At 70.9% G+C, this 21,775-nt stretch carries 20 protein-coding genes; 13 read left to right on the top strand and 7 right to left on the bottom strand.

Features of this window, described 5'->3' with window-relative positions; genetic code table 11:
* Positions 1 to 6 precede the first annotated feature (6 nt).
* Positions 7 to 960, bottom strand: a complete 954-nt coding sequence (locus VES41_RS07955; protein WP_324815240.1) for a PhoH family protein — start codon at positions 958 to 960, stop codon at positions 7 to 9.
* A gap of 167 nt (positions 961 to 1,127) precedes the next feature.
* Between VES41_RS07955 and ruvA the strand changes: the two genes are divergently transcribed.
* The 10 genes from ruvA (at position 1,128) to VES41_RS08005 (ending at position 11,541) form a co-directional block, all read left to right on the top strand.
* Positions 1,128 to 1,700: a Holliday junction branch migration protein RuvA gene (gene ruvA / locus VES41_RS07960; protein ID WP_324815242.1), complete on the top strand. Its 573-nt coding sequence runs from the start codon at positions 1,128 to 1,130 to the stop codon at positions 1,698 to 1,700.
* Positions 1,701 to 1,706: 6 nt separating this feature from the next.
* Positions 1,707 to 2,762 carry a Holliday junction branch migration DNA helicase RuvB gene (gene ruvB, locus VES41_RS07965; protein ID WP_324815245.1) on the top strand — a complete coding sequence of 352 codons (1,056 nt, stop codon included), beginning with the start codon at positions 1,707 to 1,709 and terminating at the stop codon, positions 2,760 to 2,762.
* Between the two features lie 73 nt (positions 2,763 to 2,835).
* Positions 2,836 to 3,444 (top strand): hypothetical protein, encoded by a 609-nt coding sequence (locus tag VES41_RS07970; protein ID WP_324815248.1) that lies wholly within the window; start codon positions 2,836 to 2,838, stop codon positions 3,442 to 3,444.
* Positions 3,445 to 3,481: 37 nt separating this feature from the next.
* Entirely contained in the window at positions 3,482 to 4,432 is a 951-nt protein-coding gene (locus VES41_RS07975) for a LysR substrate-binding domain-containing protein (protein WP_324815251.1), read from the top strand.
* 193 nt (positions 4,433 to 4,625) lie between these two features.
* Entirely contained in the window at positions 4,626 to 5,084 is a 459-nt protein-coding gene (locus VES41_RS07980; RefSeq protein ID WP_324815758.1) for a formate dehydrogenase subunit gamma, read from the top strand.
* Entirely contained in the window at positions 5,081 to 6,637 is a 1,557-nt protein-coding gene (locus VES41_RS07985; RefSeq protein ID WP_324815254.1) for a formate dehydrogenase beta subunit, read from the top strand. The genes VES41_RS07980 and VES41_RS07985 overlap by 4 nt, the downstream gene beginning before the upstream one ends.
* Positions 6,638 to 6,669: 32 nt before the next feature.
* Complete coding sequence (gene fdhF / locus VES41_RS07990; protein WP_324815256.1) at positions 6,670 to 9,537, top strand: formate dehydrogenase subunit alpha; 2,868 nt, start codon at positions 6,670 to 6,672, stop codon at positions 9,535 to 9,537.
* A gap of 7 nt (positions 9,538 to 9,544) precedes the next feature.
* Positions 9,545 to 10,414: a formate dehydrogenase accessory sulfurtransferase FdhD gene (gene fdhD, locus VES41_RS07995; RefSeq protein ID WP_324815258.1), complete on the top strand. Its 870-nt coding sequence runs from the start codon at positions 9,545 to 9,547 to the stop codon at positions 10,412 to 10,414.
* Positions 10,404 to 10,625, top strand: a complete 222-nt coding sequence (locus tag VES41_RS08000; RefSeq protein WP_324815260.1) for a formate dehydrogenase subunit delta — start codon at positions 10,404 to 10,406, stop codon at positions 10,623 to 10,625. Before fdhD ends, VES41_RS08000 begins: the two co-directional genes overlap by 11 nt.
* 64 nt (positions 10,626 to 10,689) lie before the next feature.
* Positions 10,690 to 11,541: a hypothetical protein gene (locus tag VES41_RS08005; RefSeq protein WP_324815262.1), complete on the top strand. Its 852-nt coding sequence runs from the start codon at positions 10,690 to 10,692 to the stop codon at positions 11,539 to 11,541.
* Here VES41_RS08005 and VES41_RS08010 read toward each other — a convergent pair.
* The gene (locus VES41_RS08010) at positions 11,529 to 12,620 is read right to left on the bottom strand and encodes an NAD(P)-dependent oxidoreductase (protein WP_324815265.1); all 1,092 of its coding nucleotides are present in this window, start codon (positions 12,618 to 12,620) and stop codon (positions 11,529 to 11,531) included. The two genes, VES41_RS08005 and VES41_RS08010, sit on opposite strands and share 13 nt — an antisense overlap.
* Positions 12,512 to 13,387 (bottom strand): c-type cytochrome, encoded by an 876-nt coding sequence (locus VES41_RS08015; protein ID WP_324815267.1) that lies wholly within the window; start codon positions 13,385 to 13,387, stop codon positions 12,512 to 12,514. The genes VES41_RS08010 and VES41_RS08015 overlap by 109 nt, the downstream gene beginning before the upstream one ends.
* Before the next feature lie 124 nt (positions 13,388 to 13,511).
* Between VES41_RS08015 and VES41_RS08020 the strand changes: the two genes are divergently transcribed.
* Genes VES41_RS08020 through VES41_RS08030 form a run of 3 tightly spaced genes read left to right on the top strand, consistent with a single transcriptional unit; the run spans position 13,512 to position 17,411 of the window.
* Positions 13,512 to 13,868: a c-type cytochrome gene (locus VES41_RS08020; RefSeq protein ID WP_324815270.1), complete on the top strand. Its 357-nt coding sequence runs from the start codon at positions 13,512 to 13,514 to the stop codon at positions 13,866 to 13,868.
* Positions 13,869 to 13,923: 55 nt separating this feature from the next.
* Entirely contained in the window at positions 13,924 to 14,886 is a 963-nt protein-coding gene (locus tag VES41_RS08025; protein ID WP_324815272.1) for a cytochrome c oxidase subunit II, read from the top strand.
* Complete coding sequence (locus VES41_RS08030; protein WP_324815273.1) at positions 14,883 to 17,411, top strand: cbb3-type cytochrome c oxidase subunit I; 2,529 nt, start codon at positions 14,883 to 14,885, stop codon at positions 17,409 to 17,411. Before VES41_RS08025 ends, VES41_RS08030 begins: the two co-directional genes overlap by 4 nt.
* Here the strand turns inward: VES41_RS08030 and VES41_RS08035 are convergent.
* From VES41_RS08035 to VES41_RS08050, 4 genes are read right to left on the bottom strand one after another with little or no spacing between them, the layout of a single operon-like run.
* Entirely contained in the window at positions 17,368 to 18,924 is a 1,557-nt protein-coding gene (locus tag VES41_RS08035; RefSeq protein ID WP_324815276.1) for a bifunctional 3-(3-hydroxy-phenyl)propionate/3-hydroxycinnamic acid hydroxylase, read from the bottom strand. The two genes, VES41_RS08030 and VES41_RS08035, sit on opposite strands and share 44 nt — an antisense overlap.
* A gap of 4 nt (positions 18,925 to 18,928) precedes the next feature.
* The gene (locus tag VES41_RS08040) at positions 18,929 to 20,236 is read right to left on the bottom strand and encodes a TRAP transporter large permease (protein ID WP_324815278.1); all 1,308 of its coding nucleotides are present in this window, start codon (positions 20,234 to 20,236) and stop codon (positions 18,929 to 18,931) included.
* Complete coding sequence (locus VES41_RS08045; RefSeq protein ID WP_324815280.1) at positions 20,233 to 20,727, bottom strand: TRAP transporter small permease; 495 nt, start codon at positions 20,725 to 20,727, stop codon at positions 20,233 to 20,235. Before VES41_RS08045 ends, VES41_RS08040 begins: the two co-directional genes overlap by 4 nt.
* Complete coding sequence (locus tag VES41_RS08050) at positions 20,724 to 21,749, bottom strand: TRAP transporter substrate-binding protein (protein ID WP_324815283.1); 1,026 nt, start codon at positions 21,747 to 21,749, stop codon at positions 20,724 to 20,726. Before VES41_RS08050 ends, VES41_RS08045 begins: the two co-directional genes overlap by 4 nt.
* Between the last annotated feature and the right edge of the window lie 26 nt (positions 21,750 to 21,775).

Raw genomic sequence — 21,775 nt, forward strand, 5'->3', positions numbered from 1 at the left:
TCGTGCTCAAGCGGCGCCCCGGGCCTCGCGCTTGCGCGCGCCGTCATAGGCATCGACGATGCGCGCCACCAGGGGGTGGCGCACCACGTCGGAACTGTCGAAACGGGTGATGGCAATGCCGTTGACCCGGCGCAGCACCCGCTCGGCGTCGATCAGGCCGCTCAGCTGGCCCTTGGGCAGGTCGATCTGGCTGACGTCGCCGGTCACCACCGCCTTGGCGCCGAAGCCGATGCGGGTGAGGAACATCTTCATCTGCTCGGGCGTGGTGTTCTGCGCCTCGTCCAGGATCACGAAGGCGTTGTTGAGCGTGCGCCCGCGCATGAAGGCCAGCGGGGCGATCTCGAGCGTGTTGCGCTCGAATGCCTTGGTGACGCGGTCGAACCCCATCAGGTCGTACAGGGCATCGTAGAGCGGACGCAGGTAGGGGTCGACCTTCTGCGACAGGTCGCCCGGCAGGAAGCCCAGGCGCTCGCCGGCCTCGACCGCCGGGCGGGTCAGCACGATGCGCTGGACGCTGCTGCGCTCCAGGGCGTCGACCGCGCTGGCCACGGCCAGGTAGGTCTTGCCGGTGCCGGCCGGGCCGATGCCGAAGGTGATGTCGTGGTTGGCGATGTTGTCCAGGTACACGCCCTGGTTGGGGGTGCGCGCGCGCAGGTCGGCGCGTCGCGTGGCCAGGGTGACGGCGCCGTCCTCGGCCTCGTCCAGCGAAGCGTCGCCGGCCAGGGTCAGCTGCACGACGGCCGCGTCGATGGGTCGCTTGGCCAGTTCGTACAGCGCCTGCAGCACCTCGATGGCGCGCTCGGCCTTCGGCTTGGGGCCATCGACCTTGAACTGCTCGTGGCGGTGCGCGATCTTGACGCCCAGGGCTTCCTCGATGCGGCGCAGGTGCGCGTCCAGCGGTCCGCACAGGTGTCCCAGGCGGGTGTTGTTGGGCGGGGAGAAGGTGTGACGCAAAATCACGCGGTTATCCATTTCATCAGTCGGCCCCCAATGCAAACCCAGCGACGCCAGAACCGAAGCACCCCAGGTGGGGAAACACCGCGGAACCGGCTGCGCCGGGCCGCAGGCGTCGCCCCCTCGAGGGGGTGCCCGAACCACATGCGGTGGGCGAGGCTGGGGGGGAGCCAATGATAGGCAAACTGACCGGCCTGCTGGCCGAACGCAATCCGCCGCAGGTGGTGGTGGACTGCAACGGCGTCGGCTACGAGGTCGATGTGCCCATGAGCACCTTCTACAACCTGCCGCCCGCCGGCGAGCGGGTTTCGCTGCTGACGCACTTCATCGTGCGCGAGGACGCACAGGTGCTGTTCGGCTTCGGCACGGCGCAGGAGCGGGCGGCGTTCCGCCAGTTGATCAAGATCGCGGGGGTCGGGCCGCGCACCGCGCTGGGGGTGCTCTCGGGCATGAGCGTGGGCGAGCTGGCGCAGGCCATTACCGCGCAGGAGGCTGGGCGCCTGGTCAAGATCCCGGGCATCGGCAAGAAGACCGCCGAGCGGCTGCTGCTGGAGCTCAAGGGCAAGCTCGGTGCCGACATCGGCCTGCCCGCCCACGCCGCCAGCGACGACCAGGCGGATATCCTGCAGGCGCTGCTGGCCCTGGGCTACAGCGACAAGGAAGCCGCCGCCGCCCTCAAGGCCCTGCCCAAGGACGTGGCGGTGAGCGAGGGCATCAAGCTGGCGCTCAAGGCGCTGGCCAAGTAACCATCCATGAGCATCCAGACTGACGATTTCGCCCCCGCGCCACGGGTGGTTTCCGCCGCGCCGGCCTCGCCCAACGAGGAGGTGATCGAGCGCGCGCTTCGGCCGAAGCTGCTGGACGAGTACGTCGGCCAGGCCAAGGTACGCGAACAGCTCGAGATCTTCATCGGCGCGGCGCGAAAGCGCGGCGAGGCCCTCGACCATGTCCTGCTGTTCGGGCCGCCCGGACTGGGCAAGACCACGCTGTCGCACATCGTGGCGGCCGAGCTCGGCGTGAACCTGCGCCAGACCAGCGGCCCGGTGCTGGAAAAGCCCAAGGACCTGGCGGCGCTGCTGACCAACCTCGAGAAGAACGACGTGCTCTTCATCGACGAGATCCACCGCCTGTCGCCGGTGGTCGAGGAGATCCTCTACCCGGCGCTGGAGGACTACCAGATCGACATCATGATCGGCGAGGGCCCGGCGGCGCGCAGCATCAAGCTCGACCTGCAGCCGTTCACCCTGGTCGGCGCCACCACCCGCGCCGGCATGCTGACCAACCCGCTGCGCGACCGCTTCGGCATCGTGGCACGGCTGGAGTTCTACACGGCCGAGGAACTGGCCCGTATCGTCACCCGCAGCGCCGGCCTGCTCAACGTGCCGGCCGATCCGGAGGGCGCCTTCGAGATCGCGCGGCGCTCGCGCGGCACGCCACGCATCGCCAACCGGCTGTTGCGCCGGGTGCGCGACTATGCCGAGGTCAAGGGCGCCGGCCGCATCACCGAGGCCATTGCGCACAAGGCGCTGGCCATGCTCGACGTCGACCCGCAGGGCTTCGACCTCATGGACCGCAAGCTGCTCGAGGCCGTGATCCACCGCTTCGACGGGGGCCCGGTCGGCCTGGACAACATCGGCGCGAGCATCGGCGAGGAGTCGGGCACCATCGAGGACGTGATCGAGCCCTACCTGATCCAGCAGGGGTACCTCCAGCGCACGCCGCGCGGACGCATCGCCACCCTGGCCGCCTACCGCCACCTGGGCGTGGCGCCCCCGCAACGGGACAACAGTGACCTTTTTGGTGATTGAACCGCGCCTGCACGGTTCATCCCCCGTCCGGAGCCGGTCCCCTTAGACTTTGTCGACACAGACGAGCCGCTGCATGACCTTCTCCGGCCTTCGCATCACCGGTCCCGATGCCGGCCCCTATGTCCTGGGCCAGCCGCTCGACGTCCTCGACGGGGACCTGCACCTGGGCCGCCTGAACTCGGTCAGCCTGAGCCCCGGCGGCGAACTGCTGCTGGACGACTTCCGCACCACCGACCTCTCGCGCATGGGCACCTGGCGCACGGCGCGCCTGGTCGTGGTGGAAATACTGAGCTTCTTCGTCTATCGCTTTCCCTCGATCAGCACTTTCGGCATTTCCCTCAGTGCCGACATCGATGCGCTGCAGGCCACCGCGGGCGCGGCCGCCCGCCTGGCCGAGGCACGCACGCAGATGCTGCAAAGCGTGGGCGCGAGCGAGATCCGGATGACGCCCAGGCCGCACCCGCGGCATGCCGCGCACTTCGTCGTCAGCGCCGCCTGGCACTACAACACCGACAATGCGCAACTGCTGGCCGAAGTGCTGGCGCAGGAGCGGCTGGCCTACGCCGAGCGGCGGCAGGCTGGCGCCGCCCAGGCTGCGCCGGCACCGGCGCCGCCGCGCTCGATGATCGGGCGCCTGCTGGCCAAGGAACGCCACAACAACGACAACCCTGCAGCGACCTGAACCACGGCCGGCCCGGCCGTTCCAAGGCCGCATCACGATGAATCTTTTCGTATCGCTCAAGTACCTGGTCGCGCTGGACGACCATCGCCACTTCGGCCGCGCCGCGCTCGCCTGCAGCGTCACGCAGCCGGCGCTGTCCAATGCCATCCGCGCGCTCGAGGTCAGCTTCGGCACCACGATCGTCAAGCGCGGGCGCAATTTCGCCGGCTTCACCGTCGAGGGCGAGCGCATCCTGGCCAGCGGCCGCAAGATCCTGCGCGAGTACGAACTCCTGCAGCAGGACCTGCACAGCAGCCACGAGGCACCTCGCGGCAACCTGCTCATCGGCGCCGTGCCGACGGCCATGCCGATCGCGTCTCGCTTCGTGGCCCTGCTCCAGCAGCGTCATCCGGGCATCACGCCGGCGCTGCGCTCGATGAGCTCGGTGGAGGTCGAGACCGGCCTGGAGAGCCTGTCGCTCGACATGGGCCTGGGCTACACCGAGCGCATGGACAAGAGCCAGTCGGCCGTGCGCGTGATTCCGCAGTACACCGAGCACTACTTCCTGCTGCGCAAGGCCCCGCCCGCCGAGCACCACGGCCTGCGCATCGGCCCTTCCATGCGTTGGGCCGACGCCGGCCGGCTGCCGCTGTGCCTGCTCAGCCAGGAGATGCACAACCGCACCATCATCGATCGCGCCTTTGCCGAGGCGGGCGTGCAGCCGCAGCCGGCGATCGAGACCAACTCCATCCTGACGCTGGCCTTGAGCGTGCGGGCCGGCAACGTGTGCAGCATCATGCCCGGCGCCCTGGTCGACGACGTGCAGGGCTACAACGACATCGAGGCGCTGCCGCTGGTCGAGCCCGGCGTGGCGATCCGCATCGCCTTCATGGTGCACGACACCAACCGCCCCTCGCGCACCCTGGAGGCGGCGCTGGCCTTTGCCGAAGACCCGGCCTGGCTGCGCGAGGTGGCCGGGCACGCCGGCGCCCTCGGCGACATGGGCTGACGGCGCGGTGCGCACCGCATCATTTGCGAAGCGCATCGACCCATTCCCCGAATAAATTGGACCGGCCGCCACGCCTTGCGCAGACTCCGGCGCACACCCCTCCCCACGGGTGCGCACCAGACAAAAGGAGACTTGCATGGCCCCGGCCCACCACGAACAACGCGCGGACGCGCCGCCCGCCTTCACCCCCGACATGGCCGGGGTGGTGCAGGACGTGCTGGCGCGCCGCGCCGCGGATGACGGCGCGCTGCTGCCCATCCTGCACGAGCTGCAGGACCGCATCGGCCACGTGCCGGCCCAGGCCGTCCAGGACATCGCCCAGGCGCTGAACCTCTCGCGTGCCGAGGTGCACGGCGTCGTCACCTACTACCACCACTTCCGCGACCGGCCGGCTGGCAGGCATGTGGTGCAGATCTGCCGCGCCGAGGCCTGCCAGTCGATGGGCGCCGATGCGCTCATGGCCCATGCCGAACTTCGCCTGGGCTGCCCCAGCCACGGCACCACCGCCGACGGCGAGGTGACGCTCGAGCCCGTGTTCTGCCTGGGCCTTTGCGCATCCTCGCCGGCCCTGACGGTGGACGGCGAAGTCCATGCCCGCGTCACGCCGCGCCGGTTCGACGCGCTGATGGCCGAACTGCGGAGCGGGCAATGAGCGTCACCGTCTACGTTCCCCGCGATTCCGCGGCACTGGCCGCCGGCGCCGAGCGCGTCGCCCGCCGCATTTCCGAGGAGGCCGGCGCGCGCGGCATCCGGATGCGCATCGTGCGCAACGGATCGCGCGGCATGTTCTGGCTCGAGCCGCTGGTCGAGGTGCAGACGGCCGGCGGGCGCATCGCCTACGGACCGGTCGCGCCCGAGGACGTGCCGGGGCTGTTCGACGCGGGGTTCCACCTCGGCGGCGCGCACCGACTGGCGCTCGGCCCGACCGAGGAGATTGCGTACCTGAAGAAGCAGGAGCGCCTGGTCTTCGCGCGCATGGGCATCACCGACCCGCTGTCGATCGAGGATTACGAGACGCATGAGGGCTTCGCCGGCCTGCGCCGCGCGCTCAGGCTCGCGCCCGAGCAGGTGGTGCAGGAAGTACTCGACTCCGGACTGCGCGGGCGCGGCGGGGCGGCCTTTCCCGCGGGCATCAAGTGGAAGACGGTGGCCGGCACGGCGGCTGCGCAGAAGTACGTCGTGTGCAATGCCGACGAAGGCGATTCGGGCACCTTCTCCGACCGCATGACCATGGAAGGCGACCCCTTCGTGCTGATCGAGGGCATGACCATCGCCGGCATCGCCACGGGCGCCACGCGCGGCTACATCTACGTGCGGTCGGAATACCCGCATGCCATCGCCGCGCTGGAGGACGCCATCGCCCGCGCCGAGGCGGCCGGCTACCTGGGCGACAGCGTGCTCGATTCCGGCCACGCCTTCCGCCTGGAAGTGCGAAAGGGCGCTGGTTCGTACGTGTGCGGCGAAGAGACGGCCCTGCTCGAGAGCATCGAGGGCAAGCGCGGCATCGTGCGCGCCAAGCCGCCGCTGCCGGCGATCGAGGGCCTGTTCGGCAAGCCGACGCTGATCAACAACGTGATCACGCTGGCCAGCGTGCCCATCATCCTGGCGCGCGGCAGCGCCTTCTACCGCGACTTCGGCGTCGGCCGCTCGCGCGGCACCCTGCCGATGCAGCTGGCCGGCAACATCCGCTACGGCGGGCTGGTCGAGAAGGCCTTCGGCGTCACACTGCGCGAGCTGCTGGAGGACTTTGGCGGCGGCACGGCAAGCGGCCGCCCGGTCAAGGCGGTGCAGTTCGGCGGCCCCCTCGGCGCCTACATGCCCGAGAGCCAGTTCGACCTGCCGGTGGACTACGAGGCCTTTGCCGCGGTCGGCGCCACGGTCGGCCACGGCGGCCTGGTGGTGCACGACGACACGGCGGACCTGTCGAAGATGGCGCGCTACGCGATGGAGTTCTGCGCCATCGAATCCTGCGGCAAGTGCACGCCGTGCCGCATCGGCTCGACCCGCGGCGTCGAGGTGATCGATCGCATCCGCGCCGACCGCGACCGGGTGCAGCAGGTGGCGCTTCTGCGCGACCTGTGCAACACGATGGTCAACGGCTCGCTGTGCGCCATGGGCGGCATGACGCCGTTCCCCGTGCTGTCGGCGCTCAACCACTTCCCGCAGGACTTCGGCGTGTCGGTGCCCGACAAGAAGGCCGCCTGATCCACGCCCACGCCAGGAACAAAGGAACCGCGATGCTCAATCACCTCAAGGAAATCGACTACGGCACCCCGGCGCGCGAGTCCGCGCGCGAAGTCACGCTCGAGATAGACGGCCAGGAGGTCACCGTGCCGGCCGGCACCTCGCTGATGCGCGCCGCCGTGGACGCCGGCATCCAGGTGCCCAAGCTGTGCGCCACCGACAGCCTGGAGCCGTTCGGCTCGTGCCGCCTGTGCCTGGTGGAGATCGAGGGACGGCGTGGCTATCCGGCCTCCTGCACGACGCCGGCCGAGCCCGGCATGAAGGTGCGCACCCAGTCGCCGGCGTTGCAGGACCTGCGCAAGGGCGTCATGGAGTTGTACATCTCCGACCACCCGCTGGACTGCCTGACCTGCTCGGCCAACGGCAACTGCGAGCTGCAGGACATGGCCGGCGTGACCGGCCTGCGCAACGTGCGCTACGGTTTCGACGGGGCCAACCACCTCAAGAGCGAGAAGGACGAGTCCAACCCGTACTTCAGCTACGACCCTTCCAAGTGCATCGTCTGCAACCGCTGCGTGCGCGCCTGCGAGGAAACGCAGGGCACCTTCGCCCTGACGATCAGCGGGCGGGGCTTCGAGTCGCGCGTCTCGCCGGGCCAGGACCAGCCTTTCATGGAATCGGAATGCGTCAGCTGCGGCGCCTGCGTCGAGGCCTGCCCGACCGCCACGCTGCAGGAGAAGTCGGTCATCTGGCTGGGACAGCCCGAGCACAGCGTGATCACCACCTGCGCGTACTGCGGCGTCGGCTGCGCCTTCAAGGCCGAGATGAAGGGCAACGAGGTGGTGCGCATGACGCCGTGGAAGGACGGCAAGGCCAACGACGGCCATTCCTGCGTGAAGGGCCGCTTCGCCTGGGGCTACGCCACCCACCAGGACCGCATCCTCAAGCCGATGATCCGCGCGAAGATCACCGACCCGTGGCAGGAAGTGAGCTGGGAGACCGCGCTCAACCACGCCGCCAGCGAGTTCAAGCGCCTTCAGGCCAAGTACGGCCGCGACTCCGTCGGCGGCATCACCTCTTCGCGCTGCACCAACGAAGAGGCCTACCTCGTGCAGAAGCTGGTGCGGGCGGCATTCGGCAACAACAACGTCGATACATGCGCCCGCGTGTGCCATTCGCCCACCGGCTACGGGCTGAAGCAGACGCTCGGCGAGTCGGCCGGCACGCAGACCTTCAAGTCGGTGGAAAAGGCAGACGTGATCATGGTGATCGGCGCCAACCCGACCGATGGCCACCCGGTGTTCGCCTCGCGCATGAAGAAGCGCCTGCGCCAGGGCGCCAGGCTGATCGTGGTCGACCCGCGCCGCATCGACCTGGTGAAGTCGCCGCACATCAAGGCGGCGCACCACCTGCAGATGCGCCCCGGCACCAACGTGGCGGTGGTCAACGCGCTGGCGCACGTCATCGTCACTGAAGGGCTGGTGGCCGAGCAGTTCGTCGCCGAGCGCTGCGACACCGTTTCCTTCGCGCAGTGGCGCGAGTTCGTCGCCCGCCCCGAGAACGCGCCGGAGGCCACCGAGGCACTGACCGGCGTGCCGGCCGCCGAAATGCGCGCCGCCGCCCGGCTGTTCGCCACCGGCGGCAATGCCGCCATCTACTACGGCCTGGGCGTGACCGAGCACAGCCAGGGCTCGACCACCGTCATGGGCATCGCCAACCTGGCGATGGCCACCGGCAACGTCGGCCGCGAGGGCGTGGGCGTGAACCCGCTGCGCGGCCAGAACAACGTGCAGGGCTCGTGCGACATGGGTTCGTTCCCGCACGAGCTGCCCGGCTACCGCCACGTCTCGGACAGCACCACGCGCGGCCAGTTCGAGGCGGCCTGGAACGTCGAGATCAATCCCGAGCCGGGCCTGCGCATTCCCAACATGTTCGACGCCGCGCTCGGCGGCAGCTTCAAGGGCATCTATTGCGAGGGCGAGGACATCGTCCAGTCGGACCCCAACACGCAGCACGTGGCCGCCGCGCTGTCGGCGATGGAATGCGTGGTGGTGCAGGACCTGTTCCTCAACGAGACCGCCAAGTACGCCCACGTATTCCTGCCCGGCTCGTCCTTCCTGGAGAAGGACGGCACCTTCACCAATGCCGAGCGCCGCATCTCGCGCGTTCGCAAGGTGATGCCGCCCAAGGCCGGCTATGCCGACTGGGAGGTGACGGTGAAGCTGGCGCAGGCGCTGGGCTACCCGATGCACTACGACAACCCCGAGCAGATCATGGACGAGATCGCCATGCTCACACCCTCCTTCACCGGCGTCAGCTACCGCAAGCTGGACGAACTCGGCAGCGTCCAGTGGCCCTGCAACGACAGCGCGCCCGAGGGCACGCCCACCATGCACATCGACGCGTTCGTGCGCGGCAAGGGGCGCTTCATCATCACCCAGTTCGTCGCCACGGACGAGAAGGTCACGAAGCGCTTCCCGCTGCTGCTGACCACCGGCCGCATCCTGTCGCAGTACAACGTGGGCGCCCAGACCCGGCGCACGGACAACAACCAGTGGCACAGCGAAGACCGGCTGGAGATCCATCCCGCGGACGCGGAAGAGCGCGGCATCGACGATGGCGACTGGGTCGGCATCCAGAGCCGCGCCGGCGAGACCGTGCTGCGCGCGCTGGTGTCCGAGCGCATGCAGCCGGGCGTGGTCTATACCACCTTCCACTTCCCGGAGTCGGGCGCCAACGTGATCACCACCGACAACTCCGACTGGGCCACCAACTGCCCCGAGTACAAGGTGACGGCGGTGCAGGTACTGCCGGTCATGCAGCCGTCGGCCTGGCAGCGCGAGTACAGCCGCTTCACCAAGGTGCAGCAGCAGTTGCTGGACGAACGCGCCGTTGCCGCCGAAGCCGTGCCGGCCAAGTAGGACCCCGATGCAATCCGCTGCCTCGAAGCTCATCGCCGACGCCGTCGGCTTCTGCGAGGGCGCGCGCTCGCTGCCGGTGCGCGGCGTGCGTGCCGGCCGCTCCTTCTCCGTGCACGACTGGGTCGCCGACGAGGTGCCGGTGGCGCTGGAGTACAACGGCATCTCGCATGCCGTGATGTTGGCCACGCCGCTGGACCTGGAGGATTTCGCGCTGGGCTTCTCGCTGAGCGAGGGCATCCTCGACGCCGCGCACGAGCTCTATGCGGTGGAGGAGGAGCCGTCGCCGCAGGGCATCACGCTGCGGCTGCAGGTGGCGTCGAGCGCCTTCGCCCGGCTCAAGGAGCGGCGCCGGTCGATGACCGGGCGCACCGGCTGCGGCCTGTGCGGCACCGAAAGCCTGGCGCACGTGGCGCGCGACCTGCCGGTGCTGGGCGAGGGCCGCCCGCTTGCGCGCGAAGCCATCAGCCGTGCGATGGCGCAGTTCTTCGACCTGCAGACGCTGCAGCAGGCCACCGGCGCGGTGCATGCGGCCGCCTGGTGCTCGGCCCAGGGCGAGGTGATGTGGCTGCGTGAGGACGTCGGCCGCCACAACGCGCTGGACAAGCTCATCGGCGCGCTGGCCGGTCAGGACGTGGACGCCGCCAGCGGCTTCATCGCGGTGACCAGCCGCGCCAGCTTCGAGATGGTCCAGAAGACCGCCATGGCCGGCGTGCCGCTGCTGGCGGCCGTGTCGGCCCCGACCTCGTTCGCGGTCGCCACGGCCCAGCGTGCCCGCATGACGCTGGTGGGTTTTGCGCGCCAGCACGACCTGGTCGTCTATTGCGACAGCGGCCGACTCACGCTCGAGCCTTCCCTGGAAATGCCCCATGCACACTGAATCCCTGGTCCGGATGGCCAACCAGATCGGCACCTTCTTCGAGGCCATGCCCGACCGCGCATCGGCGCTGGACGAGATGGCGCAGCACATCCGCAAGTTCTGGGAGCCGCGCATGCGCCGGCAGCTCATGGCGCACGTCGACGAAAGCGGCGAAGGCCTGACGCCGATGGCGGCCGAGGCGCTGGCGCGGCATCGCGCGCAGATTCTCTAGCGCGCCGGCGCCGGCATCTGCGGGAACGCGTGGCGCGGGCGGCGGGTTTCGCTATGCTCGCGGCATGCAAGCCCCATCCGGTCTTCGCCGCGCGGCGCTGGTGCTGCTGGCCGCCGCGCTCCTGGTCGCCGCCTGGACCCCCTGGCTCGACACCGAGGCGCGCGCCGAGACGCAGGCCGGCCTCGGCCGCGCACTGACCACCTTCGCCGGCGCGCGGGCGCTGGGCGCGGCCCTTTCCGTGGCCGAAGGCACCGAACTGAGCCTGGAGCCGCTGGGCATCGGCGTCACGCTGGCGCCGGGGCAGGCGCTGCGGCCCATCAACGAGCTGGTCGACAAGTTCGCCGACGTCATGCTCGTGGCGAGCGTGGCCTTCGGCGTGCAGTTGCTGGTGCTTCAGATCGGCGGCCACATGGCGGTGTCGGCCTTCCTCACCGTGGCACTGCTGGCGTGGCTGGTGCTGGCCTGGCGCGGGCCCGGCGGGCGCGCGGGCCGATGGATCCAGCCGCTGCTGCTGCTGGTGCTGCTGGTGCGCTTCGCCGTTCCGGCCGGCGCCGTGGCCAACGAGGCGATCTACCGCGCCTTCCTGCACCAGGAATACGACGCTGCCTATGCCGCGCTGCAGAGTTCGGCCGCGCAGGTGCCGGGCAACCTGTCGCAGCCGCCCGGCGGCGACGGCGGCGTGATGGACCGCCTGCGCGCGCTGCAGGGCAAGTTCGACGAGATCCAGGCCGGCTACAAGCGGCTGCTGGAGCAGGCCGGCCAGTGGAGCGACCGCATCGTGCGGCTGATCGCCATCTTCGTGCTGCAGACCGTGCTGCTGCCGCTGCTGTTCCTCTGGATCTCGTGGCGGCTGGCGCGGGCGCTGGCCATGGCGCCGTGGCGTGCGCCGCGCGAGGCCGGGCCTCAGGCGCCCTGAGCGGCGCCCTTGCCCTTGCCGTAGAACTCCATGGTGGCGGCGATGTCGGCATCGCCCAGCCCCTGCGCGACGAGCCAGCGGTTCAGGTCCAGGCTCAGGCTGATGAACGGCAGCGCCAGGTTGGCGCCGCGCCCCAGGTCCTGCGCGTTCTGCATGTCCTTGAGCATGTTGCCGATGCGGCCGGTCGGCGTGTAGTCGCGGTCGGCGAACTTGGCGAAGAACTCCTGGAAGATCACCGAATCCGCGCGTCCGCCGGTGAGCGCCTGCACCACCAGCTTCGGATCGAGGCCCGAGGCATTGGCCAGCGACGCCGATTCCGACAGCGCGAAAATGCCGATGCCCACCAGCACCTGGTTGATCACTTTCACCGCTTGTCCGGAGCCGGCCGGCCCCAGGTGCGTCATGCGGTTCGACAGGTCGGACAGCACGGTGCGGGCGGTCGCCACGTCGGACGCTTCGCCGCCGAGGAACAGCGTCATGCGGCCTTGCAGCGCCGCCGGCGCGCCGCCGGAGAGCGGCGCGTCGACCCATCCCATGTTCATCCCGGCGGCGCGTGCCGCCAGGCGGGCGGTCTGTTGCGCCGAGATGGTGGACATGTCGACGAGGGTCAGGCGGGTGGCGGCCCCGCCGCCGGCAATGCCGTTGGCACCAAAGGCGATGTCCTCGACCTGCGCGTCGTTGTTGGCGCTCACGATGATGACGTCGCACGCGGCGGCCAGGGCGGCGGGCGACTCGGCCCACAGCGCGCCCGCGGCCAGCAGGTCGGCCGCGGCCTCGGGGCGCCGGCTGGTGACGGTCACTGCCTTGCCGCAGTCGAGCAGGCGCCGGGCGATGGCGCTGCCCATCACGCCCAGTCCGGCCACGCCGACGCGCGGTTGGGAGGTTGCTTCTTTCTCTGCCATGGATTGCTTTCTCCGGTGTGTTCGGATGTTTGATGTGTCGCGGGGGCGCGAGGCTCGCGGCCCGGCCCCTAGCGAAGGGTCTGGAGGTAGGCGGCGATGTCGCGCGCGTCCTGCGGCGTGACCCCCATCTCGGGCATCGCGGTGCCGGGCTTGACGCGCTGCGTGTGCATCAGCCACAGGGCCATATTGTCGGGCGTATTGTCGAGCACGCCGGCAATGCGGGTGCGCCGTCCGATGGTGGCCAGGCCGGGGCCGACCTGCGGCGACGAGCCGGCCACCCCCGGAATGGCGTGGCAGGCGCTGCAGGCGTACTGCGCCAGCGCGGCCTGGCCGCGCCGCACGTCGGCTGGCCCGGCCGCAGGACGCATGTCGGGGCCGCATGCCGCCGGCGTGCCGCCGGCCGGGCCGCCTGCCGAGGACGACACCTTCCATTCGGTGCCCGCCATCGCCGCATAGTCCGCGGGAGAGAGCTGCGGCAGATGATCGACGAAGGCCACCACGGCCCACAGGTCCGCATCCGTCATGCGGTGCTGCCACGCCGGCATCCCGCTCATGCGGATGCCGTGGCGCGTGATCCAGTACACCTCGCGCGGCTGCCAGCGCTGCGCCGCGTCGACCAGCGGGCCCGGCAGCGGCTGCATGCTCCTGCCGATGTCTCCCTGCGCAACGCCGGGGCCGCCGTGGCACTGCACGCACTTGGCCTGGTAGCAGCGCGCTCCATGCGCGATGAGGTCCGCGTCGTTCAGCGGCGGCACCTCCACGTCGCGCGCGCGCCAGCGCACCGAACGGTGCATTGCCGTCTCGAGCACGGCGTACACCGACTGCCAGTGCTCCTGCGTCGCCGCCACGTTGTAGAAGCCGCCCCACACGAGCGCCGCGGCGCCCAGGCCGCCGGCCAGCGCGGTACCGGCCAGCGTGAGGCACACCGTTCGCAGCGTTCCCATTGCGAGAAATTGTCCTACGTGCCCGCGGGCCATCCTGTCGGCCAAAGTCGACGGGGCACTTCCGACAATGGCTGGCATGAGGAGGCCACTGCCTGCATCTTCGCCAACGTCATGCCGCGCCGGCATGCTGGCGCTGGCCGGCGCGTGGCTGCTGGGCAGCACGGCGCCGGCGGCCGGGCAGGGTGCGAACGAGCCCGATCGGGCCGCGGTCCAGCGCGGACGCACGCTGCTGGCGCAATACCAGTGCGGAAGCTGCCACGCGATTCCCGGGGTCGCGGGTGCGCGCGGCGACTCGGCCGGCACGCTCGATGCCTTCGGCCGGCGCAGCTACATCGCCGGTCGCCTGGCCAACACGCCCGACCGCCTGGCGGCATGGATCGTCGCGCCGCAGTCACTCGTGCCCGGTACCGCAATGCCGGCGCTCGGCGTGTCCGATGCCGACGCGCGCGACATGGCGGCCTACCTGATGGCGCTGCGATGAGCCCCCGCCCGGCCGCTCGAACGGGCGCGCGCAGCGCAACGCGCGCAACGGCTCGATGAGTTCCGCCGAAGTCGACCTCCTTCCGCCGCCCCAGTCGGCCTTGCACCCGGCCGGCCCGGCGGCGGACAGCGCCTGGGAGGTCATGCTCGTTCTCTTCGGCGGCGGCACCGTGCTGCTGGCCGGCGTGATGCTGCTGCTGGCGCTGTCGTTGCGCAGGGCGCGGCCGGTGCGCGCCCGCTGGTGGCTGTGGGGCGGCGGGCTGGCGTTGCCGGTCGGCGTGCTGGCGGCGCTGTTCGTCTACGGCGAGCGCCATCGTCCGGCCTGGCGGCCGGTGCCGCCGCCGGATGCGCTGGTCGTCGCCGTCACCGGCCACATGTGGTGGTGGGACGTGCGCTATGAAGACCGGCGCGCCGGGCTGCACTTCCGCACCGCGAACGAGTTGCGCCTGCCTGCCGGCCGGCCGGTCTACCTGGCCCTGGCCAGCGCCGACGTGATTCACAGCTTCTGGGTCCCGGCGCTGGCCGGCAAGATGGACATGGTGCCCGGCCGGCTGCAGCACCTGCAGGTCCAGGCCGACGCGCCGGGGCGCTGGCGCGGCCAGTGCGCCGAGTTCTGCGGCATCCAGCATGCGCGGATGGCGCTGGACGTGGTGGCGTTGGCGCCGGCGGACTTCGAGGACTGGGCGCGCCGCCAGGAACGCGCCGCCGAGCCGGCACCTGTGGATGTCCGCCGCGCGGCCGGCCGCGATGCATTCCTGCGCCACCGCTGCGACGCCTGCCACGCCGTGCGCGGCGTGACGCAGGCCGGCGCGGACGGCGGGCGCGGACCGGACCTGACCCATGCCGGCAGCCGGCTGTCGCTCGGCGCGGCCACCCTGCCCAATTCCGCAGGCGCGCTGCGCGACTGGGTGGCCCACACGCAGGCGCTCAAGCCCGGCGCGCAGATGCCCTCCGGGCAGGCGCGGCTGCCGCCTCAGGCGATCGACGACATTGCCGCCTGGCTGGCGGGTCTGCAATGACGCAGCGCGAACCCGAACGGCTCCCGAACGCGCTGCCGCGGCCGCCGGGCGAGCGCGCGGCGCTGGAGCGCGCGTGGGCCGCGCCGAGCGGCTGGCGCCGGCTGAGCGCGGTCAACAACAGCCACGTCGGCGCCTACTACATCGTGACGGCCATGCTGTTCTTCCTGCTCGGCGGCGTGCTGGCACTGCTGATGCGCGCGCAGCTGGCGGTGCCGGACAACGACCTGGTGCCCGCCGGCACCTACAACCAGCTGTTCACCATGCACGGCACGGTGATGATGTTCCTGTTCGCCGTGCCGATCGTGGAGGCGCTGGCGGTCTACCTGCTGCCGGGAATGCTCGGCGCGCGCGACCTGCCATTCCCGCGCCTGTCGGCCTACGCCTTCTGGGCCTATGCCATCGGCGGACTGGCCTTCTTCTGCACCCTGTTCTTCGGGGCCTCGCCCGACGGTGGGTGGTTCATGTACCCGCCGCTGACCGGCAAGCAGTATTCGCCCGGGATCGGCGCGGACTTCTGGCTGCTGGGCATCGGCTTCATCGAGATCTCGGCGATCGCCGGCGCGATCGAGTTGATCATCGGCGTGCTGTTCACGCGGGCGCCGGGCATGCGCCTGTCGCAGATGCCGATCTTCGCCTGGGCGGTGCTGGTCACGGCGGCAATGATCGTCTTCGCCTTCCCGGCGGTGATCGCGGCCACCACACTGCTGGAACTGGAGCGTGCCTTCGACTGGCCCTTCTTCATCCCCGGGCGTGGGGGCGACCCGCTGGTGTGGCAGCACCTGTTCTGGTTTTTCGGCCATCCGGAGGTCTACATCATCTTCCTGCCCGCCGCCGGCCTGGTGTCGATGATGGTCGCCGGCCTGGCGGGCGTGCCGCTGGTGGGGCACCGGGCGGTGGTGGCGGCGCTGGCGGCGGTGGGCCTGGTGAGCTTCCTGCTGTGGATCCACCACATGTTCGCCACCGGCGTCGGCATCGCCGCGCTGGTGCTGACATCGCTGGCCAGCTTCGCGGTGGCCATTCCCAGCGTGCTCCAGGTGTTCGCCTGGATCGCCACCTTCTGGCGCGGCCAGGTGCGGCTGGCGGCGCCAACGCTGTTCCTGCTGGGCTTCTTCTTCATCTTCGTGCTCGGCGGCCTGACCGGCGTGATGGTGGCCGTGCTGCCGTTCGACTGGCAGGCGCACGACAGCTACTTCGTCGTGGCGCACCTGCACTACGTGCTGATCGGCGGGATGGTCTTCCCGGTGTTCGCGGCGCTGTACTACTGGCTGCCGCTCTTCAACGGCCGGCAGCTGTCCGAGCGGCTGGCCCGCTGGGTGTTCGGCCTGATGTTCGTCGGTTTCAACCTGGCCTTCTTCCCGATGCACATCTCCGGCCTGCTCGGCATGCCGCGCCGCGTCTACACCTACCCGGGCGACTTGGGCTGGAACCTGCTGAACTTGCTGTCCACCATCGGCGCGTTCGCCTTTGCGCTGGGCGTGCTGCTGTGGCTGGCGGACGCGGTGCGCGTGCTGCTGCGGCCCGCGCGCGACCACGACAACCCGTGGCGGGCCGGTTCGCTGGAATGGCTGCCGGTGCGCGAGTACGGCGTGCGCAGCATCCCCGAGGTGCGCGGCACCGAGCCGCTGTGGGAGCGCCCCACGCTGCCCGAGGAGGTGGAGGCGGGCCGCCACTGGCTGCCCGGCACCGCCTTCGGTGGTCGCGAGACGCTGGTGACCCGCGTGCGCGATGCCCGGCCGGTGCAGCTCTTGCTGTTGCCGGCCGACGGCTGGTCGCCGCTGCTGGCGGCGGTGGGCACCGCGGGCTTCTTCCTGCTGCTGACCGTCGGCTGGGTGGCGACCGCCTTTGCCTTTGGCGTGCTTGCGATCGGTGCCATCGTCCACTGGCTGTGGGGCTCGGATCGCGCGGTACCCGCCGATCGCGCCACCGTTGCCGACGGCGTGAGCCTGCCGGTGCGGCCGGCCGGTCGCCGCTCGCATTCGTGGTGGGCGACCGCGCTGCTGGCGGTGGTGGATTTCGCGGTGCTCGCTTCGCTGGTGTACGCGCACGTCCACCTGGCCATGCTGCTGGACGTGTGCCCGCCGCCCGGCGCCGCGCTGCCATCGGGCTGGTACGGCGCGGCGAACGCGGGGCTGCTGCTGGCGGGCTCCGTTCTCCTGGCGTGGTCGGCTCGCGCGCCGCTGCCGGCCGGTGCCGCCGGCCAGCGCGGACTGCGCCTGCGCGTCGGCCTGGCGCTGGCCTGCGCCGCCGGCGCCTTCGCCATGGCCTGGCGCGGCCACGCGCTGGCCGGGCTGGCGCCGCAGGCCGACGGCTGGAGCGCCACCGTCGCGACGCTGCTGGCCTACCAGGGTCTGCACCTGGTCATCCTCGGCGTGCTGGCGGCCTACCTGCTGGCGCGCTCCTGGTCCGGCCTGCTGGGCCCGCGGGCCCGCGCCACCCTGGACAACGTGGCGCTGTTCTGGCACGCCGCGACGATCCAGGGCGTCATTGGCGAAGGGGTGATCCGAGGGACGCCGCTGCTGGGTTGACCGCCGCGGACAGCGACCTGTGCTCGTGCCCGTGCACGGGGCCGAGCAGCCCGGCCATCGCGCGCAGCCCCTGCGCATCGGTGGCGACGGCGGCGATGTAGCGGTCGGGCCGCAGCAGCACGGCGCCGGCCGCCATCGACGCCAGCCATGCCTGCAGCGCCGCATCGTCGGCCGCCACGACCCGCACGCTGTCGCCCAGCGCGGCGCGTGCAGCCGCCGCCAGTGCGGGCAGCAGCACGAGGGCGTGGCGGTAGCCGACGCGGTCGTCCAGGCGATCGCCGTTCGCCAGCACGGGCTGCGACGACATGCGGCCGCCGTGGACGCCGCCCGCGTGCGCGCCGGGCCCGAGCGCCGGCTGCGGCGTCGAAAACACCTGCGGGCGCGCGGCCATCTCGGCGTCGCGCCTTCGCGCAGCCTCGACGTCGGTGGTCTGGATCACGCCGCCGAGCCGCACCGCGGTCTCGATGAACTCGCGCACGTGGGGCGAGCGCTCCGATTCGTAGGTGTCGAGCAGCGCCGGCGGCGCCGTGCCGTCCAGCACGTCGGCCAGCTTCCACGCCAGGTTGGCGGCGTCGCGGATGCCGGCGCACATGCCCTGGCCCATGAAGGGCGGCGTCTGGTGCGCCGCGTCGCCGGCGATGAGCATGCGGCCGTTGCGCCAGCCGCGCGCCACCACCGAATGGAAGGTGTAGACGGCCGGGCGCTCCAGCGTGGCGTCGTCCGGCGTCAGCCACTTGGCCAGCAGCGGCCAGACCGCCTCGGGCCGGGTGATCGTCGCCGCGTCGTCGCCGGGCATCAGCATCAGCTCCCAGCGGCGGCGCACGCCGACGCCGCGCACGTAGGTGGCCGGGCGCGCGGGGTCGCAGAACTGGATGCTGTGGTCGCCCAGGTCGGGCCGCTCGCGCTTGAGCAGCACGTCGAGCACCAGCCAGCGCTCGTGCGACTGCAGGTCGTCCAGCGTGGTGCCCATGACACGGCGCACCAGCGACCGCGCGCCGTCGCAGCCCACCACGTAGCGCGCGGCGCAGCGGTACAGGCGACCGCTGGCCGATTCCTCGACGCGCAGCTCCACCCTGTCGCCGTGCGGCTCCAGCGCGAACACGTCGTGACGAAGCCGCACGTCCACGCCCGGGTGCCGGGCCAGCCGGGCCCGCAGAAGTTCCTCGACCTGTGGCTGGTGGAAGCGGTAGCTCGGGTGCCAGCCCTGGGGCCCGACCTCCTGCGGCCGCGACCAGTCGATCAGCGTCTTGCCGCCGGAATCGACGAACTTCATGCCGGGCGAGACGAACAGGTGCGGCAGCAGTTCGTCGGCGATGCCGACGCTCTGGAACACGCGCATGCATTCGCCGTCGATGTGGATTGCGCGCGGCAGCCGGTAGATGTCGGCCTCGCGCTCGAACACCACGATGCGCAGCCCGCGCAGCGCCAGCAGGTTGGCCAGGGTCGCGCCGGCCGGGCCGAGGCCGACGATGGCAACGTCGTACACCGGCGCGGCGTCGGTGGAGGCATTCATCGGTTCATCCCCTCAGGTGCGCCGGCAGCCACAGGCTGAGCGCGGGAAAGGCCAGCAGCAGGGCCAGCCGCACGAAGTTCGACGTGACGTACGGCGCCACGCCGCGGTAGATGGCGCCCAGCGGGATCTGCGGCGCCACGCCCTTGACCACGAAGACGTTCATGCCCAGCGGCGGGATCAGCATGCCCAGCTCGATGATCACGACGTTGATCACGCCCCACCAGATCGGATCGAAGCCCCAGCTCTTCACGAGCGGCAGCACGAACGGCATGGTGACCACCATGGCGGCGACCTCGTCGAATACCGCGCCGGCGACGATGAACATCGCCATCAGCGCGATCACCGCCATCCACACCGGCACGCCAGAGGCCTGCACCGACGCGACCAGCGCTTGCGGCGCCTGCGTGATGGCGGCAAAGTAGCCGAACAGCGAGGCCCCGATGATCAGCACGTAGATCATGGCCGAGGTGGAAGCGGTGGCGAGAAGCGACGCCTTCACCTCGGTCCAGCGCAGGCTGCCGCGCAGCCAGGCGAAGAAGCACGCCAGCACCGCGCCCACGGCCGCGCTTTCAGTGGCGGTGAACACGCCCGCTGCCATGCCGCCGATGACCGTCGCGGCCAGCACGATCACCTGCCAGCTCTGGCGCACGGCATGCCAGCGTTCGGCCAGCGTGGCCCTGGGGCCGACCGGCGCGTCCTGAGGCCGCCAGCGCGTGTACAGCGCGATGGCAAGCAGGTGCAGCGCCACGGCGATCAGCGCCGGCACCAGCGCGGCGATGTAGAGCTTGACGATCAGCTCCTGCGACAGCACCGCGTAGATGACCATGATCGACGACGGCGGAATCAGGATGCCGAGCGTGCCCCCGGAGGCGACGGTACCGGCGGCGAAGCCGGGCGAATAGCCGCGCGAGAGCATCGACGGCAGCGACGCCTTGCCGAAGGTCGCCGCCGTCGCCACCGAGCTGCCGCAGACCGCGCCGAACCCGGCGCAGCCGCCCATGGTGGCCATTGCCAGCCCGCCGCGCTTGTGGCCGACCACGGCGTAGGCGAGCCGGTAGAGATCTTCCGACAGGCCCGCCAGGCTGGCGAAGGAGCCCATCAGGACGAACAGCGGAATGGTGGCGAGGTCGAGCGACGCGAGGTTGTTCGACGCCTCGGAGGCGATCATGGCCAGCGCCGGATGAAAGCCCGCCAGCAGGCCGAAGCCGACCACGCCGCAGATGCCCATGGCGATGCCGACCGGCACGTGCAGCAGGATCAGCGCGAAGGTGGCCAGCAGGCCGTAGACGGTGAGCATCACCGGATCGTTCATGACGCGGCCTCCGGGGGCGTGACCAGCGTGGCGAATCCCGCGAGCGCGGCCAGCGCGATGAACACCGCTACCGCCGACCACCAGGGCCAGACCGGCCAGCGCAGCACCGCCATCGCCTCGCGTGTCTGCCACATGTCGACCGCATAGCGCGCGAACTGCCAAGCCATCACGGCGAAGAACGCCGCCGTGACCGCCGCGCCGAAGCGGCCCAGGTGGCGCGCCGTGGCCCCGCCGAAATGGTCGCCGACGAACTCGACGGCGATGTTGCCGCGGCAGGCCACCACCCAGGGCATGCAGGCCGACAGCAGCACCGCTCCGGCCAGCGCGGCGACGTCGATGAAGCCGGGGATGGGCGTGGCGAACAGGTAGCGCAGCGAAACGTCCGCCGCGGTGCCGGCGGCCAGCAGCAGGAGGCCCAGTGTCGCGGCGACGGCAATGGCGCGCGCAGCCCGCGCGGCGCTACCGGCGATGGAGGTGCCGAGTCCGTTCACTGGGTGGCCCGGGCCCGCTTGAGCTGCTCGGAGAAGGCGTCCCAGATGCGCTGGTTGCGCGGCCTGGCCTGGCGCCACGACTGGTTGACCGGTTCGATCTGGCGCTTCCATTCGGCAAGCTGCGCCTCGGTCGGTTCGACCACCGTGTTGCGGCCCGACTTGGCCACGCGCTCGCGCACTTCCTTTTCCTGCCGGTCGAAGGCCTGGCCGAGCTTGAGCGCCAGGGCTTCGCCGCTGGCCTTGTCGATGGCGCTGCGGGCCTGCGGCGGCAAGGCGTCATAGCGGTCCTGGCGCATGACGATGGCGACGGCCACCGCACCGAGCGGGATGTCCAGGTGCTGCCTGCTGACTTCGTCGACCTTGAAGTCGCCGACGAACCCCCAGTTGTTGAGCGTCATGTCGACCACGCCGCGCGAGAGCGCCTCGGCGATCTGGCCGCCGCCCAGTTGCACCGGCGCGCCGCCCAATGCCTCGACCACGTGCGTGAGGTGTTCGCCCGAGACGCGCACCCGCTTGCCCTTGAGGTCGCCGGGCAGGCGCACCGGCGCGTTGGCGTGGATTGCCACCGGCGGCGTCGCGCCGATGGCCAGCAGCTTCAGGCCATCGAACCCGACCAGCGCGCCGGATGCGTACAGGCGCTGCAGGGCCACGCTGGCCTCGGTCGCGTTGGCGGTGACGAACGGCAGGCCGACCACTTCGGTGTCGTCGAAGCGGCCCGGCGTGTAGGGCAGCACGACCCAGCCGATGTCGGCGATGCCGTCGGTCACCAGCTTGAGCTGCTGGGTCGGATTGCGCCCGAGCGTGCCGCCGGCAAACATGTCGATCTGCAGCGTGCCGCCCGAGCCCGCACTGGCCGCCCGGGCGAACGGCGTCAGCACGTTGGCCGTGATGTTGGCCATGGGCGGCTCGAAGCTGGTGAACTTGAGCTTCACCGGATCGGCCGACCAGGCCGGCGCGGCGAGCAGCGCCGAGAGCGCGACGCAGGCCAGCGCGACGCGCCGGCGGATGTTCTTGGAATGCATGGAATGTCTCCTGGAATGGCGGGCTT

Origin of the sequence: Variovorax sp. (genome assembly GCF_035634955.1) — a bacterium.
In the GTDB taxonomy this organism is placed as follows: domain Bacteria; phylum Pseudomonadota; class Gammaproteobacteria; order Burkholderiales; family Burkholderiaceae_C; genus Variovorax.

Bases quoted from the DNA above. Each gene is read 5' to 3' on its own strand.
- VES41_RS08005 (WP_324815262.1), top strand. From the start codon at position 10,690: ATGCAAGCCCCATCCGGTCTTCGCCGCGCGGCGCTGGTGCTGCTGGCC.
- VES41_RS07985 (WP_324815254.1), top strand. From the start codon at position 5,081: ATGAGCGTCACCGTCTACGTTCCCCGCGATTCCGCGGCACTGGCCGCC.
- VES41_RS08035 (WP_324815276.1), bottom strand. From the start codon at position 18,924: ATGAATGCCTCCACCGACGCCGCGCCGGTGTACGACGTTGCCATCGTC.
- VES41_RS08025 (WP_324815272.1), top strand. From the start codon at position 13,924: ATGAGTTCCGCCGAAGTCGACCTCCTTCCGCCGCCCCAGTCGGCCTTG.
- VES41_RS08040 (WP_324815278.1), bottom strand. From the start codon at position 20,236: ATGAACGATCCGGTGATGCTCACCGTCTACGGCCTGCTGGCCACCTTC.
- VES41_RS07980 (WP_324815758.1), top strand. From the start codon at position 4,626: ATGGCCGGGGTGGTGCAGGACGTGCTGGCGCGCCGCGCCGCGGATGAC.
- VES41_RS07970 (WP_324815248.1), top strand. From the start codon at position 2,836: ATGACCTTCTCCGGCCTTCGCATCACCGGTCCCGATGCCGGCCCCTAT.
- VES41_RS08030 (WP_324815273.1), top strand. From the start codon at position 14,883: ATGACGCAGCGCGAACCCGAACGGCTCCCGAACGCGCTGCCGCGGCCG.
- VES41_RS08000 (WP_324815260.1), top strand. From the start codon at position 10,404: ATGCACACTGAATCCCTGGTCCGGATGGCCAACCAGATCGGCACCTTC.
- VES41_RS08015 (WP_324815267.1), bottom strand. From the start codon at position 13,387: ATGGGAACGCTGCGAACGGTGTGCCTCACGCTGGCCGGTACCGCGCTG.
- ruvB (WP_324815245.1), top strand. From the start codon at position 1,707: ATGAGCATCCAGACTGACGATTTCGCCCCCGCGCCACGGGTGGTTTCC.
- fdhD (WP_324815258.1), top strand. From the start codon at position 9,545: ATGCAATCCGCTGCCTCGAAGCTCATCGCCGACGCCGTCGGCTTCTGC.
- fdhF (WP_324815256.1), top strand. From the start codon at position 6,670: ATGCTCAATCACCTCAAGGAAATCGACTACGGCACCCCGGCGCGCGAG.
- ruvA (WP_324815242.1), top strand. From the start codon at position 1,128: ATGATAGGCAAACTGACCGGCCTGCTGGCCGAACGCAATCCGCCGCAG.
- VES41_RS08050 (WP_324815283.1), bottom strand. From the start codon at position 21,749: ATGCATTCCAAGAACATCCGCCGGCGCGTCGCGCTGGCCTGCGTCGCG.
- VES41_RS07975 (WP_324815251.1), top strand. From the start codon at position 3,482: ATGAATCTTTTCGTATCGCTCAAGTACCTGGTCGCGCTGGACGACCAT.
- VES41_RS08020 (WP_324815270.1), top strand. From the start codon at position 13,512: ATGCTGGCGCTGGCCGGCGCGTGGCTGCTGGGCAGCACGGCGCCGGCG.